Origin of the sequence: Wolbachia endosymbiont of Brugia pahangi (assembly GCF_012030695.1) — a bacterium.
GTDB lineage: Bacteria > Pseudomonadota > Alphaproteobacteria > Rickettsiales > Anaplasmataceae > Wolbachia.
Window position 1 is genome coordinate 507622 of sequence record NZ_CP050521.1, and the last position, 16471, is coordinate 524092.

Consider the following 16471-nt stretch of genomic DNA (forward strand, 5'->3'; position numbering starts at 1 on the left):
GGTATGATACCTTATTTCTGTTATCCCAGTTTCCTTCTCCTGTTGTCCATACCCACTTCTTATCATGCTAGTGTGTGACACTATTTTCGTTTGCTCCTAAATTGCTTCAGCTATAAATTTTAAGAAATTTACTAAGTAAAAAAAGGCAAGAAAGCCCGTTAGTAACTAGTTATTTATATTAACTTTATAAATTGGCATTTTTTACTGTTTCAAATGCTTTAACAAGCGCACTTCAGCTTATATTAGGTAAAAACCTTAAAAATTTATAAAGACATACAGTGCATATAGTGCAAAAATTAAACATGAAACGCTAAGTACATCGAGTTTTTTGTTATTTTATCTGCACAGACTGAAGCTAAATAAATAGCTTTGATGTTACGACAAGGGGACTGGCGTAGTTTGTTAAGTAAATTTTCGCTTCTATCAGCTACCATGACAGTTTAAGAATTCTAACTGCAAACGCATTTTGGCAAGTCCAATTACTTTAGCTATACACAAGAACTTTATTTTTGATAATTTCTTTTGCAATAGCACGGCTTTCAAGATCAATGTTTATTATATCGGATAATGAGTTAATGTCAGTGTAACTATCAAAATTCTCTACTGTTAACTTTACTACTTTTATTATCTCCAAAAAGTCAATTCGTGATTTTAAAAATTTATCAACAGCTACCTCATTTGCAGCATTAAGTACTATGCTATTTGTGTGTGGAGAGGAGGAATTTAACACTTCCATACTAAGCTTTAGCGCAGGAAAGCGCTTATGGTCCGGTTCTTGAAAGGTCAATTTCTGCTTTGTTAAATCTAATTTATAACTTAAAGCTGACCTTTCTGGCCAAGACAGAGCATATGAAATGGGAATTGCCATATCAGCCTCTGCAAGTACAGCAAAATTAAAACCATCCTTATAAATTACAATTCCATGTATTATCGATTCGGGATGCACTATTGCTTCAATTCTGTTTGGGCTAATATTAAATAAATTATGTGCTTCTATTATCTCCAGCGCTTTGTTCATCATAGTTGCACTATCAACTGAGATTTTCTTTCCCATGTTCCAAGTAGGATGACTGAGTGCTTGACCTACTGTAACGTTTCTTAATTGCTCAAGGCTATAATTCAAGAATGACCCACCAGAAGCAGTGAGTATAATCTTTTCTACACATTTATTGCCATTCTGCAAAACTTGAAAAATTGCATTGTGTTCAGAGTCAATAGGAACTATCTGTACGTTTTTTTCTTCGGTTTTCTTAAGTAATAGTTTTCCACCACAAACAATACTTTCTTTGTTTGCTAGTGCAATGACTTTAGTACCACTTTCTATGACGTGCATTACTGGCTCAAGACCTGCAATACCAACTACTGCAACAACTGAGAGATCAACGGGCAGAGAAGCAACATTCATTAGACCCTCAGTACCAACTTCTACTTTGATGCCCGTACCAAGTAGACTTTCTTTTAAATCTTTATAAAACCTTTTATTAGAGATAGCAACATACCTTGCATTTAGCAGTTTTGCTTGGCATGCCAGTAGAGCAAAATTCGAACAGGTACTGAGTGCTTCTACTTGATATTCTTCTTTTCTCTTTAATAGTAAATCTACAGTCTTTTTCCCAATACTTCCTGTCGATCCTAAAACTGAAATCTTTTTCACTAAAACAAACTCGCGTTAATTATAACAAATTAAGGAAAGGAGAAGTGTCCCTTCTCAACTATTTACAGTTATTCAGCAATTTCTAAGATTAAATTCATTTAACCACCAAGTTCATATCCATGGTCGTCACCAACAGATGGTGAAGGACTAGGTGAAAAAGACTGACCATAGTGATTACCTGCATTATGCATGTTGTGTAAGCCATCAGCATCATTAGCAATCTGATCACTAGCATGTGGAAAATCATCTTGATGAGGTCCATCTTCACCATGAGCCATATCCATTCCTTCTGATGGCATATCTTCTTCATCTCCACCTGAAAAATATTCTGCAAGACTCTCAAAAAATTTTATGCCAAACATATTGCCTGACTTTCCAAACAACGTTGCAAGATTACCACTTACCAAACTTTCAAACACGTTGCTGTAAGCAGGAATTGCCCCCTCATGAAAGTTGAACAACCACTTCATTCCATCTACAATTGTTGCAATAGAGTCACTGTGACCAAGACCAAAACCGCTCTTTTCTCCTTGGTGCTCTTGGTGGTGTTGTTGAGCTTGCCACTCTGCAATATTTGTACCTTGAGCTTCAGTCATAAGTTTTTATTCTAAACCTTAGAATATTATTCTACCACAAATATTGCAAAATATCAATAAGGCTCTTGAATAACCATGTTTTAATGTATGTAGAAAACCATGACACTTATTGAGTGCTTGCAGCGTGTATGGCTTCTACGCAGTCAATATCAAGCAAAAAAATAACCAGGCAAATTTCAACATAAAAAATACTTGACGAGTCTTGGTTACAGCATATTAACCTTAAGTTTTTGCAGCTTTTGGGTCTTTATGGTAAAAAATGGTAATTATACATACAGGTATAAAGTATTAGTTGTATTGTCAAGAACAACGATCATAGATTTTTACCTGATAGTGAACAATTTCTAGTTTTAAATTAAGAAAATAATTGCTATATATACCAGGAAATATGCGTTAAACTTTATTATGGACTTAAATAAATTTACCGAAAAAGCAAAAAGCCTAATTCAAAGTGCCCAAATGAAAGCATTGGGAACTGGGCATCAGGTTTTTATGCCTGAGCATTTACTAAAAGTGATGCTTGAGGATGAATCAGGTTTAGTCCAAGATTTAATAGGCGCTTGTGGTGGAAATGCGCAAAGTATTTCTGAAGCTGTGAATAATGCAATAAAAAAGTTTCCAATAGTCAAAGGTCCAGGAAGCAGTAGCCTTCAACTCTCAAGAGAAGTAGCAAAAGTCTTTGAAGATTCAATTGGTATGGCTAGAAGGAACAAAGATTCATTTGTCACCGTTGAGCGTTTACTGCAGGGATTGACTGCACAAAAAAATGATACTGTAGGTAGAATTCTGGCAGAGAACGGCGTCACACCACAAAAATTAAATTCAGTTATTACAGAAATGAGAAAAGGTAGCAGTGCAGATTCGCCTAACAGTGAGGAAAATTTAAACGCAGCGAAGAAATATACAAAAGATGTTACGGAGCTTGCTATGCAAGGCAAGCTTGATCCCGTGATTGGTCGTGATGAAGAGATCAGAAGAACCATGCAAGTATCACTGAGGCGAACAAAGAATAACCCAGTGCTGATAGGTGAACCTGGTGTTGGAAAAACCGCGATAGTTGAAGGGCTTGCAAATAGAATTGTTGCAAATGACGTGCCACTTGGTTTACATGACGCAAAAGTTTTAGCCTTAGATCTTGGTGCATTAATTGCTGGGACAAAATTTAGAGGAGAGTTCGAGGAAAGACTAAAAGCTGTTATCAATGAGCTTGCAAAAGCAGAGGGAAAAATTATCTTGTTCATAGATGAGCTTCATACTTTAGTTGGAGCAGGAGCAACAAGTGGTGCAATGGATGCTTCAAATCTGTTGAAGCCTGCTCTTGCACGCGGAGAAATTCGCTGCATAGGAGCCACAACTTTAGATGAGTATCGTGAACATATAGAAAAAGATCCTGCACTTGCAAGGCGTTTCCAACCTGTGTTTATTTCTCAACCAACTGAAACTGATACCGTCTCTATACTAAGAGGTTTGAAGGAAAGGTATGAAGTACATCATGGTATCAGAATCACAGATGGTGCAATAATCGCTGCCGCAATGTTATCCAATAGGTATATAACAGATAGATTTTTACCTGATAAAGCAATTGACTTGATTGATGAGGCGGCAAGCAGGGTGAGAATTGAAATGGATAGCAAACCTGAGATTATTGATGAACTTGAAAGAAAGATTGTACAGCTAAAAATTGAGTCAGAAGTTCTGAAAAAAGAACGTGATGAAAATTCTAAGCAGCGCCTAAAGAAGATAAATGAAGAAATCGAAAACCTAAACAGTAAATTTACTGACTTAAACAGTAAATGGCAAATGGAAAAGAATAAAATAGCTAGAATACAAGAAACAGCTGAAAAACTGGATAATGCGAGAAAAGAGCTGGAGTTAGCTCAGCGCAGTGGAAAATTAGAAAAAGCAGGAGAACTGATGTATGGTGTAATTCCTCATCTTGAAAATGAATTAATGAATCAGGAGAAAGTTACCGATAGCTTCTTAAAAAAAGAAGTTACTGAAGATGATATTGCAAATATTGTTTCAAAGTGGACAGGAATTCCAGTTGATAATATGATGCACAGTGAAAAGGAAAAACTCCTTAGCATGGAAAATGAAATAGGAAAAAGGGTGATAGGACAAAAGGATGCAATAGAAGCAATAAGTAATGCAGTTAGACGCTCCCGCTCTGGTGTTCAGGATACTAATCGACCTTTTGGTTCATTCTTATTTTTGGGCCCAACCGGAGTTGGAAAAACGGAACTTGCGAAAGCCCTTGCTGAATTTCTGTTTGATGATCAATCAGCACTTCTGCGCTTTGATATGTCAGAGTACATGGAAAAACATTCCGTTTCAAAGTTAATTGGTGCACCCCCAGGATATGTTGGCTATGAGCAAGGTGGAAGATTAACTGAAGCAGTAAGAAGAAGGCCATATCAGGTAATCTTGTTTGATGAAATAGAGAAAGCGAATCCAGATATATTTAATCTATTGCTGCAGATTTTGGATGAAGGTAGGCTCACCGATAGCCATGGCAAATTAATTGATTTCCGTAATACTATACTAATTTTAACTTCCAACCTTGGCGCTGAGATAATGCTTAAAGGAGTTGCTGACTTTGTAAAAAGCGAAGTGATGCAAATAGTTAAATCAGCATTTCGTCCTGAATTTTTAAACAGACTTGACGAAATTATTATATTCCATAGTTTAACCAAGGACGACATTTATAAAATAATAGATGTTCAATTCCTCTATTTACAAAAAATAATTGTTAAGCGTAAGCTAAGTATAAGTTTATCACAGGAAGCCAAAGAACTAATAGCACAAGCTGGCTACGATCCCGAATATGGGGTAAGACCACTAAAAAGGGTAATACAAGAATGCATTCAAAATAATCTAGCTAAGTTAGTTTTATCGGGAGAAGTAGCAGAAGGTGATAAATTAATAGTGTACGCTTTTAATAATGAAATCTTAGTTAAAAAGGTTTAAGTTCACTGTGTATTTACGTTAAAAAAATGTGTGTAGATTATAACGTTAACACTGAGTCTTTATTTAAGCTAGTTAATCAAGAAAACCAGAAAGAAAAGGCAAAAATTAAAGAATTTATCAGATACTTTTATAATTTTGTTTATAATAGTGACTTAAAGATCAATGATAAATTCCTTTTATACGTCGTAGAAGATGCATATAACTTCATTTTCAAAAAAGAAAAAGAAGAAAGCAAATTGATGGTAAGTAATGTAAATGACGTACCAGGAATAGAAGGCGATTTTACTACAATTAAGATAATAAATAACGATATGCCTTTCTTGGTTGACTCTGTTATTGCTACCATCAAGTCGCACGACCTAACCATATGTTACTATAGTAATAGTGTAATTAATATCCAAAGAAAAAGTGGCCTTATCAACGAGATTTGTAATTTGGAAGAGAATAATGGTACCAAGGAGTCAGTGATATATGTAATTATTAAAGGTATAAGTAATAGTTTTGTTGATACACTAAGAAAGTCCCTGCAAAAAACATTAAAGGCAGTCAATTATGTTGTAAAAGACTGGCCATTGATGCTCAAGAGGCTTGATGAGGCAAAAGATCTTCTTTCCATTGCCCAAGCAGTTGACACTGAGATCCAACCAGCACCCTACACTGGAATGACATCAGGTAGAGATTTTCTGGTATGGCTGAAAAATAATAACTTCGTATTTTTAGGTTATCAAGAACGTATTGCCGACAAAGATGGAAAGCTTGTTCCTAATGATGAAGAAAATCTTGGGTTAATGAAAGCAAGCAGAGAGTATCAGAACTCATCGATTGCCTCTAAGGGCTTATATCCTTTATACATATTAAGATCAGATCTAACCTCAATAGTTCATAGGCGTACATACATGAATTGTATAGGTGTAAAAGAGTCTAATAAGCAAGGTGATGTAGTAAAGGAACGGCATTTTTTCGGGTTATTCACTTCTGTGGCAGAGGTTCAAGACATTCGAACTATTCCATTAATAAAGGATAAAGTTAAAACAATAGAAAAGAGAGCAGGGTTTTTACCTGGTGGCCACAACAATAAAGCTTTAATTTCTATTTTACAAGCATTCTCCTGTGGTGAGCTATTCCAATCAAATGAAGATGAGTTATTTAAGGTTTGTATTTCAATTATGTCTCTTGCAATTAGGCCAAGAGTCAAATTATTTTTAAGAAAGGTAGGAGACTTTATTAGTTGCATAGTGCTGATACCGATGCGTTATGCAAGTGCAAGGTTAATGTTCAAGATACGCGATATATTAAAGGATGAAATAAACGCAGCAAGTTCAGATATTTACAACAATCACATTATCAATGAATATGATTTAATGAAGTTGCACGTAGTGCTAAAGGTTAAGGATGCTCGTGTTTTTGACGATGAAGTTTTGTGCATCGAAAACAAATTAAGAAATATTACGGAAAAATGGGAAGACCGTTTTATAGATAATTTATATAACACTCTTAGCACCGTTGAAGATATATTCATCCTTTATTGCAAGGCATTTCCGATAAGTTATCAAGAGAGTTTTGAACCTCACGATGCATATTATGATATGAAAAAATTGGAAATAGTGAGGAAGAAAGGAGCTAGTGAAGTTGATTTAAGGCTTACTCGTGATAATCTCAATTACCAATTAAAAGTTTACACTCCGGGTAATGGAGGCCTTGAATTGTCGAAGATATTAAGAATCACTAAGAATTTGGGAGCAAAGATTCTATCCCATAATGGTTATTATATAGAAATCAATGGTGGAATATGGATACACCATTTTGTGTTGTCAAGAGTCGACAAATTGATAGACAACATTACTCTGAAAGAACAATTTGAAATAACGCTTGCGAAAGTGTTTAGAATGGAAATTAAAAATGATCATTTCAACAGCTTAATCATTATTGCTGGTCTGGAATGGAAAGAAGTGCTTTTAGTGAGAGCGCTAAGTGCTTACCTAAAGCAGATGTCATTTAACTACAACCCAGAATATATTCAAAAAGTAGTCTCAGAATATCCAAAAATAGTAAAGTATTTGATACAGCTATTTCATGTAAGATTTGATCCTAGCATAGACATTGATAGAGCAGAAACTACAGACATTTTCAGAGAAAAAATCGAGGAACTCTTAAAAGAGATCAGTAACGTTTCACATGATTACGTTCTGCGCTCAATATTTAACTTGATAATGGCTATTTTAAGGACCAGTTACTATCAAGACGATAAACCCCGCTTATCTATAAAATTTGATTCAAGTAAAATAAATGGTCTGCCCGATCCGCGTCCATACCGCGAATTGTATGTTTATTCAAACCTCTTTGAGGGAATACATTTAAGAGGAGGGAAATTAGCACGTGGCGGTTTAAGATGGTCAGATAGGACAGAAGATTTTCGTACTGAAGTTTTAGGACTTATGAAGGCTCAGATGACGAAAAATGCAGTCATTGTCCCTGTCGGTGCAAAGGGTGGATTTGTAATAAAGAAAGTGTATAGAGATAAAGATATCTTAAGAGAGAAAGGCGTTGAGTGCTATAGGGATTTTATCAGAGGCATGCTTGCTATTACTGATAACATAGTTGATGGTAAAATAATTCCACCAGAAAACGTAGTTAGATATGACGAAGATGACCCATATTTAGTAGTTGCGGCGGATAAAGGCACTGCCTCATTTTCTGACTATGCTAACCAGATAGCCCATGAGTATAATTTTTGGCTTGGTGATGCATTTGCATCCGGTGGATCAGCAGGTTATGACCACAAAAAGATGGGTATTACGGCTAGGGGAGCGTGGATTGCAGCACAGAGACACTTTTGGAAGATGAATAAGGACATTTATCAGAATGTAGCTGTTGTTGGAATTGGAGACATGGCTGGTGACCTATTTGGAAATGGTATGCTGCTTTCAAAAAATATACGTTTAATCGGTGCATTTAACCATATGCATATTTTTGTTGATCCAAATCCTAGTGCAGAAAAGAGTTTTGCAGAACGTAAACGCCTTTTTGAGTTACCATTTTCAACTTGGATGGACTATAACAAAGATCTGATTTCCCAGGGCGGGGGAGTATTCGAACGCAGCAGCAAGCAAGTAAATGTCTCTCAAGAAATGAAAAAGTGCTTTGATATAATGGAAGATACGTTATCTCCGAGTGATTTGATTCGATATCTGTTGAAAGCAAAAGTGGATTTCATATGGAACGGAGGAATTGGTACTTTTGTTAAAGCAAGGAGTGAAAGCCACGATATGGTCGGTGATAAAGCAAATGATGAATTAAGGGTGAATGGTGAGAACATTAGAGCTTCTATGTTTATAGAAGGTGGTAATCTTGGTTGCACGCAGCTTGGAAGAATAGAATATGCTGAAAGAGGCGGATATATTAATGCAGATTTTGTTGATAATTCAGCAGGAGTAATATGTTCTGACCTTGAAGTTAATATCAAAATCGCATTCGTCTCAGTTATGAAGGGAGGTAGTATTTCTTTGGAAAAAAGGAATGAAATACTGGCTAGCATGGTGGATGAAGTTGCATCTAAGGTACTTGAAAACCATAACAGAATTGAAACAAAAGCATTACTTTTTGAGTGTTTGCAAGCTAAAGAGAGGTTGGAGCAGCACCACAGGTTATTACTCAGTTTGGAAAAATCTGGACTATTAAACCGAAGTGTAGAGTTTCTTCCAACAGATGAGGAAATAGCAAGAATGTTAACTGGAGCGGGGGGCTTTAGCTCTCCCCAGCTTTCCGTTTTAATGTCCTATTCTAGAACAGCAATAAAAAATGAAATTATACATTCTGACTTGCCTGAAAAAGATTTCTTGTGCCACGATTACTTATTAAATTACTTTCCACAAAAGATGGTAACGGAGTTCAAGGATTTCATATTAAAACACCAACTTCGCAGAGAAATCATTTCCACTTGTATTGTAAATGATGTAGTGAATAGAATGGGATGTATATTCATTAATAATCTAGTTGAAAGTACTGGAATTAAAGTGTATGAAGCGGTAAATGTGTATATTGTTGTTAACCACTTATATGGTTTAAATAGCCTATGGCAAGAAATTGATAAACTGGATGGAAAGATTAATATTGACTCATACTTGCAAATAGTGAGAAATGTACAGAAATTTATTGGTAGAGTATCATTTTGGTTAGTAAAAAACCTCGGCAAACTTAGCTTTGTAGAGCTAGATGATGTTACAAAATTTAAAGATGCAATTGAAACTTTAGGCCAGAATTTAACTGACGTTCTAGACGAACATCTATTAAAAACCTATAACCATGGATCTTCTTTTTTAGTAGAGCTCAATATAAATAAAGATCTAGCAAGAAAAGTTGCTGACCTATGCGTTCTTGCTTACGCACTAGATGTTATATCCATTGCTGAGCAAACGTCCTTGTCTATCCTTGACGCCGGTAAAATATACTTTGAGTTAAAATCGCTGCTGAGGTTCGATCTGATTAGGACAATTGCTATTAAGATAAAAAGTTATTCTTCTTATTGGGATCGTAGTTTAATTAACGATTTATTGGATGATTTAAGCAATTACCACTATAAGCTAGCTGTCAAAGTTATAAGGGCAACTGATAATTACGAAAATAAGGTTCAAACCTGGGCTTGTAATGATAAGGATTACATAGAACGTTACAACAGTTTTTTAGATGAAATGATTGCTTCCAAACTTGATTTAAGCAAATTAATATTTATAATTAGAAGAATTAAAGTACTTGCCTTATAGGAAAAATGTTTAGTATAGGTCTTTCAGAAATTTTAGTTGTAGTTTTAGTTAGTATAATTGTTCTTGATAAAAATAAGGTACCTGTATTCATTGACCTTATTAAGAATATATATAGGTATCTTACGATCATAAAATCAAAAGCTAGAAGATTATTGAAAGATGCTGGAATTGAAGAGTTATATAAAGAGTATAACACCGAGAAAGTAAATTACATAATTGGTAAAGATGGTAAATTTTATCCTACTTACAATATAGATAATACACCTAAAGATAATGACAGCGAGGATTCTAGTAGTAGACGACGTGCCATCTAATGTTAAGCTTTTAGAAGCTCGACTAAAAGCAGAGTACTACACGGTTATTGTAGCTCATGATAGTGAAGAAGCTATAGATTTAGTGGCAAAGCAACAGCCTGATATTATATTACTCGATATCATGATGCCAAAAATAAACGGCTTTAAAGTTTGTAAGAACTTAAAGAGCACCCCCCTGACAACCCATATTCCAATAATTATGGTGACTGCGCTGCATGACACTCACGATAGAGTGCAAGGCATTAACGCCGGCGCAGATGATTTTCTAACTAAACCAATAGATGAAACTGCCTTATCTGCAAGAATTAAGTCTCTCACACGCCTAAAGATGGTTATAGATGAACTACGTTTAAGAGGAGAAACTAATGCTGAGATTTGTGGGGTAGCAGGAAGCAGTATTATGGATTATTCTAATCAGATCTTTGACTCTAATATACTTGTTGTAGATGAGGATATCTTTCAAGCAGAGCAGATACATAATGTACTAAAGCAACGTTTTAAGTTAATTAACATACTGAACGATCCAATGGAGGCATTGAAGGTTGGTATTGAGGATAACTATGATCTAATTATCTCTGACATGCAATTTTCAGAAACTGACGGCCTACGCTTATGTTCTGAGTTTCGTAGTAAAGTAGAAACACGCTATACACCAATTCTAATCCTTTCTGAAGATTGTAATAAAAACAACTTAGTAAAAGCACTTGACGTAGGAGCTAATGATTACTTAACAGTGCCCCTGGATGAAAGTGAATTAATAGCAAGAGTCAATTTACAAGTGAAACGCAAGAGATATCAAGATGCTTTGAGAATGAATCTATTCAACAATGCAGAAATGTCTATAAAGGATCCACTTACTAACTGTTACAACAGAAGATATTTTGATACACACTTAAGAAACATTATTAAAGACTCTGTAGAAAAAAATAGAAGATTATCTCTTATGATACTAGATATAGACTATTTTAAGATAGTAAATGACGATTTTGGACATAGTGCCGGAGATGAACTTTTAAAGCAGATACAGAAGAGAATTTCTGAAAATATCAGAGTGACGGACTTGTTAGCTAGGTTTGGCGGTGAGGAATTTGTTGTTGTAATGCCAGATACCAATATATCAGATGCATACATTGTTGCAGAAAGGATACGCGAAATTATTGCTACAGAACCTTTTATACTCTCGGATAAAAACACAACACACAATGTGACTGTAAGCATTGGGGTTGTAGAAATGCAAGAATCTGATCTTGATAATATTGAAAAATTTATAGTACGCGCTGATAGATATTTATATAAAGCAAAAAATAGTGGCAGAAATAGGGTGGTTACTAGCTAACTCAGAGTGCGATGTCATAGAATTATCATTAACGAAATTTACAATAGGCTTCTTGCAAACCATATAATTTTTGCCTGGCCATCATTTAGGTAAGCCGAAAAAACTACCTGACAAACCTCGCTAGCCCCCTTATCCCGATACTGGGGGTGTTAAGTTACCTTCAATCTGTGCAGATTAAAATAATAAAGTGTTATATAGTTAGCATCTTATGTTTAATTTTTTGCACTATATGTACCTTATGTCTTCACAATATTTCTAATTTTTTACCTATATAAGTTGAAACTCGCTTATAAAGCGTTTAGGACAGTATAATATGCTAACTTGCAGGATTAGAGAGTAAATACTATCTACCACAATATATCTTTTGCCTTTTTTTTGCCTAGTAAATTTCTAAAACATTTATGACTAAAGGTTAGTTGCAATAAAAAACAACTAAGTCGCGATTATTAAGTATTTAAAACATAAAAAAACGCTAGTGTTTTTAAATAGATATTAACTAGGGCTTCTTTTGCTTTTTTTATTTAGTTAAAAATTTAACTAATTTTATCATGATGCTTATCTCCCATTCATTCAAGTAGCGTAACAATTCACCAACGAAAGAGTTTCAAGCTTTCCTCTCAAAAAAATGAATTGACTTTTTTTGCCGTAATCTACGATAATTAAAACATTATTTAAAAAGGGGTGACAATGGAATATGAACAGTGGAAAGAAATATTAAGTGCAATCGATAAGGAAACAGATTTAAGTAAAGATAACGTAATTGCAAAAATAAAAGAGAAGTTAAAAGCACTAGATTCAAGTACATATGAAGAGTGGAAGGAAACTAATTTTGATATAAATCACTTATTTGCAGTAAAATATGGATTATTGCATTTAGCTGTTCACAATAATCTAAAAAATGTGGTGAATGCTTTATTTGGGGTAGAAGGAATTGATGTTAATGCAGTGGACAAAGATAAACATACTTCTTTACATTTGGCTGTTGAGAAGGGTCATATTGGTATAGTGAATAGTCTGTTAGAAGTAAAAGCAGATGTCAATGTAGAAGATGAAAATGGAAAGACTCCTTTGTACACAGCTGTTCAATTTGGTTGTAAAGGGGAAATAGGAGTTCTAATCGGAAAAATGATGATAGGAGCTCTGATAAGAGCAGGGGCAAATGTTAATGCAGAAGATAAAGATAAATGCACTCCCTTACACTTTGCTGCTCGATGTGGCCGTAAAGAGATAGTACAAACTCTAATAGAAGCAGGAGCAAATGTTAATGCAGCAAATGAAGATAAACGCACTCCTTCACATATAGCTACTCAGTTCTGTCGTAAAGAGATAGTAAAAGTTCTAGTAGAAGCAGGAGCAGATGTTCGTGCAGCAGATAAATATGGAATAACTCCTTTACATTTTGCTGACGGTGCAGAGACAGTAAAAACTTTAATAGGAGCGGGAGCAAATGTTAATGTAGTAGATAAAGATAAACGCACTCCTTTACATTGGGTCAAGGGTGCAGAGACAGCAGAAACTCTAATAGAAGCAGGAGTAAATGTTAATGCAATAGATAAAGGTAAGCGTAATCCTTTACATATGGCTGTTCGATGTAGCTGCGAAGGGGTAATTAAGACTTTAATAGGAAAAAGAGCAGATCTTTTGTCAAAGAATAATGATAGTAAAATCCCGAGCAATTTTAACAAAAGTCACTATATAATTCGGCGTGTGAAATCACTTTGGTCTGAAGAGAGGATGAAGCGACTTGACCAACAGAGTAAAGTGTCTTTTGTTGTTTTTGGTTTAACAATATTATTTGGTACTGCTACAGCAACAACGCTTTTTGTAACTGAAACAATCGCATTCGGGCCATATCCCATAATAGGAACAGTAGTTATAGTTGCAGCGGCAGCATGGGTAGTGTCTTGTGCTGCGGATAAAATATTAGAACCTAGTACTAAAATAGATGAAATGAAAGCAGTACAAGTAGATGAAAATATGCAGAAAGCACCTCTTAACTTGAGCACATAGTTATAAAGCCTCACTATTACTAAAAGCTTGTCTCTAGAGTTATATTTTATCTTCTTTGTGTGCCGCTGTGTTGCTCTATGGACAATATGCCATCATTGCCAAAGAGCAAAATTTATGCAAGCTCACTTTCTCTCAAAGTTTCATTGCTTGCTCCTTGTTAGCTCCAGTCCATGCATTAAAACCACATTACAAGTCTATACTATCAAACGTTAGTAGGTAATAGAACCTATGACTTTGTTATTTTAATTATTATGTAATTCTATTGTGTCTGTTCAGTGCAAATACCTATTTCTTGCGAGTGTGTGTGCTGTAGCTGCTGCTTTGGTAGTTGGATTTGCTGCTGGTGGTATTACATATGCAATATCAAAACCTAGTGATAAAAACTTGATGGAGTCTCATCACCAGTACCTGCTCCTGCTGCTAATAAACCCTGTAGTTAATTTAAAAAACAAGTAGGAAGAAAAAGGAAAGACAGTATCCATGAATGGATAATTCCATTATACTTAAACATGGAAGCAAAGGGGCTAAAAACCCTTTCCACGATCTTCTATCTATTGTCTTTCACACTGCTTAGCTGAACGGATACGGAAAGAAAATCTTTTTCCTTTAAGATCTTCTTGCTTATTTCTCAACCATTTTCTTGAACTAATACCAAAACATCAACTTTCTTATTTAAGTATATGTTGAGGTATTCACAGTATTCTGAATACCTCAGTTGATAATCCAGTAGAAATACATAGTTTTATGCATTTGAGTACTTTGGAGACTTACATATATAAAGAACAAAAATTGCATTTTCTCTTGCTAAGTAACTGTGTTTATTTTCCATAATATATATTATGTAATTTTTATAGATGCCAATGGATAGAGTTTTTCATCTATTAGAATCCTTTGCTTTCTTCTCAATATATCTACACATTAGGATGGATAGCTCGTATAGAATTAACATTGGTACAGCAAGCCCTACTTGGCTTAACACATCAGGTGGAGTTAAGATCGCAGCAATAATGAAAATTGCTACTATCGCAACTCTGCGCTTATTCGACAAACTTTGCGTAGTAAGTAATCCAACCCTAACCATTAATGTAAGTATGACTGGAATTTGAAATGCAGTGCCAAATGCAAACATGAATTGGAGAACAAGGTCTAGATACTCGCTAACTGACGGCATAAACTCTATCGGTATGCCAAAGGATTTACCACTGTGTTCAAAGGCGATAAAAAACTTCCAGGCTAGAGGGAATATGTAGTAATAAACTACAGCAGCTCCTGTTATAAATAAAATCGGTGTTGCAATTAAATATGGCAACAACACTGCCCTTTCGCTTTTGTATAATCCTGGTGCTAAAAACATATAGAATTGCCATGCAAATACAGGAAAAGAAAACAAAAACGCGCTCATTATTGCAACCCTGAGATACACAAAGAATGCTTCTGTTAGATCTGTATAGATTAGAGAAAAGTCGTTGCTATTTTTTGTAACTTCTATTAAGGGTGTAAGTAAAAAATAATATATATTTTCTTTAAAATAGTAGCAAAGACCAAAGACGATGAGAAAAAATAGAAAGCAAAAAATAACCCTTTTTCTGAGTTCTGTGAGGTGTTCATAAAAGGAAGCATATTTGTTAGGGTTTCTATTCATATTCTATTATAGCACAATAATGCTATGTCCAACATCCTTAGTGAAAAAGCCCATTCATTATCGTACCAAGCTGCAACTCTACAGATATCACCTGTAACATATGTGCCAGCTAAATCCACAATTGCACTATAAGGGTTATGCACGAAATCTATTGAGACTAAAGGTTCCTTACATATGGAAAGCACATCATTTACTGAGTTTTTAAATATTTCGTTTATTTCTTTAGCTGTTACTTTCTTGTCAGTGGTGAATTTAAGGTCAACCATAGAAACGTTAGCAACTGGAACTCTAATGGCAGTGCCGTCTAGCTTTCCCTTTAATTCAGGAATGACAGAACCTATTGTCTTTGCTGCTCCAGTTGTGGTTGGCACCATAGATAACCCACAGGCCCTTGCCCTGCGTAAGTCTCTATGGTTACCATCGAGAACATTTTGGTCATTCGTGTAGGCATGTACAGTGGTCATAAAACCGCTTTTCATATCTAAATTGGAGTGCAGAACCTTTACAACTGGAGCGAGACAATTTGTGGTACAGGAACCTGCTGATATTACTTTATGCTCTTTTTTGAGCATATCATTATTCACACCATAAACTATAGTTATATCAGCATCTGAAACTGGAGCAGAGACAATAACTTTTCCTGTATTATGCTTTGCTGCTTCTGCGCGCTTGTTAAATGCACCAGTGCATTCAAGTACTACATCAACATCCCAAGGAATATTTTCAGGGTTCCGTTCTCTGTATAAAGAAAACTTTTTGCCATTTGTAGAAATCCAATTTTCGGACTCATTAAACCCAATATCACCATTAAATTTGCCGTGAACAGAATCATACCTAATCAAATGTGCATGCTGCTCAGTACTGAGTGATCCATTCACAGCTACAACTTCTATTTGTTCATTATATTTTCCTACTTCATGGATAGCACGCAATACACTTCTTCCTATTCTACCAAGACCGTTAATTCCTACGCGAATCTTCATTTCTTCATCTAAAAAATTTAATTATAGAAAATGTTGTTCAATTTTGCATTCTATTCTTTCGTTTTTTAGTCGGGTAACTAACTAGAGCAAAATAGGTAGGCTTTTTCCTACTCTTTCCTTTGTTAGATCTTTCTTATATTGTCATCCCAGTACATGACGCATAGCTATACAAACATTGTAATTTTAGTCCACCAGAGATGGTGTCATTC

Annotated in this window: 10 protein-coding genes; 6 read left to right on the plus strand and 4 right to left on the minus strand. The window is 35.1% G+C overall.

Going from position 1 to position 16471, the window contains the following annotated elements:
* Nucleotides 1–484 precede the first annotated feature (484 nt).
* Nucleotides 485–1654 (minus strand): 1-deoxy-D-xylulose-5-phosphate reductoisomerase, encoded by a 1170-nt coding sequence (gene dxr, locus WBP_RS02470; RefSeq protein WP_167895949.1) that lies wholly within the window; start codon nucleotides 1652–1654, stop codon nucleotides 485–487.
* Nucleotides 1655–1752: 98 nt separating this feature from the next.
* Nucleotides 1753–2250, minus strand: coding sequence for a hypothetical protein (locus WBP_RS02475; RefSeq protein ID WP_167895950.1), 498 nt, complete (start codon nucleotides 2248–2250; stop codon nucleotides 1753–1755).
* Nucleotides 2251–2655: 405 nt separating this feature from the next.
* Between WBP_RS02475 and clpB the strand changes: the two genes are divergently transcribed.
* The 6 genes from clpB to WBP_RS02505 all read left to right on the plus strand — a co-directional run bounded on the left by clpB (nucleotide 2656) and on the right by WBP_RS02505 (nucleotide 14093).
* Nucleotides 2656–5217, plus strand: a complete 2562-nt coding sequence (clpB, locus tag WBP_RS02480; RefSeq protein ID WP_167895951.1) for an ATP-dependent chaperone ClpB — start codon at nucleotides 2656–2658, stop codon at nucleotides 5215–5217.
* Nucleotides 5218–5243: 26 nt separating this feature from the next.
* Entirely contained in the window at nucleotides 5244–9977 is a 4734-nt protein-coding gene (locus WBP_RS02485; protein WP_167895952.1) for an NAD-glutamate dehydrogenase, read from the plus strand.
* A 5-nt stretch (nucleotides 9978–9982) separates the two neighbouring features.
* Nucleotides 9983–10291, plus strand: coding sequence for a Sec-independent protein translocase subunit TatB (gene tatB, locus WBP_RS02490; RefSeq protein WP_167895953.1), 309 nt, complete (start codon nucleotides 9983–9985; stop codon nucleotides 10289–10291).
* Complete coding sequence (locus WBP_RS02495; protein WP_167895954.1) at nucleotides 10251–11627, plus strand: PleD family two-component system response regulator; 1377 nt, start codon at nucleotides 10251–10253, stop codon at nucleotides 11625–11627. The genes tatB and WBP_RS02495 overlap by 41 nt, the downstream gene beginning before the upstream one ends.
* A gap of 687 nt (nucleotides 11628–12314) precedes the next feature.
* On the plus strand, nucleotides 12315–13637 hold the full coding sequence (locus tag WBP_RS02500) for an ankyrin repeat domain-containing protein (protein WP_167895955.1): 1323 nt from the start codon (nucleotides 12315–12317) through the stop codon (nucleotides 13635–13637).
* Between the two features lie 264 nt (nucleotides 13638–13901).
* Entirely contained in the window at nucleotides 13902–14093 is a 192-nt protein-coding gene (locus tag WBP_RS02505) for a hypothetical protein (RefSeq protein ID WP_167895956.1), read from the plus strand.
* Nucleotides 14094–14511: 418 nt separating this feature from the next.
* On the opposite strand, the gene tatC is transcribed toward WBP_RS02505, so the two are convergent.
* A complete protein-coding gene (tatC, locus tag WBP_RS02510; RefSeq protein ID WP_011256496.1) occupies nucleotides 14512–15279 on the minus strand; it encodes a twin-arginine translocase subunit TatC in 768 nt (255 codons plus the stop codon).
* The gene (gap, locus tag WBP_RS02515) at nucleotides 15276–16262 is read right to left on the minus strand and encodes a type I glyceraldehyde-3-phosphate dehydrogenase (protein WP_167895957.1); all 987 of its coding nucleotides are present in this window, start codon (nucleotides 16260–16262) and stop codon (nucleotides 15276–15278) included. The genes tatC and gap overlap by 4 nt, the downstream gene beginning before the upstream one ends.
* Nucleotides 16263–16471: the final 209 nt, after the last annotated feature.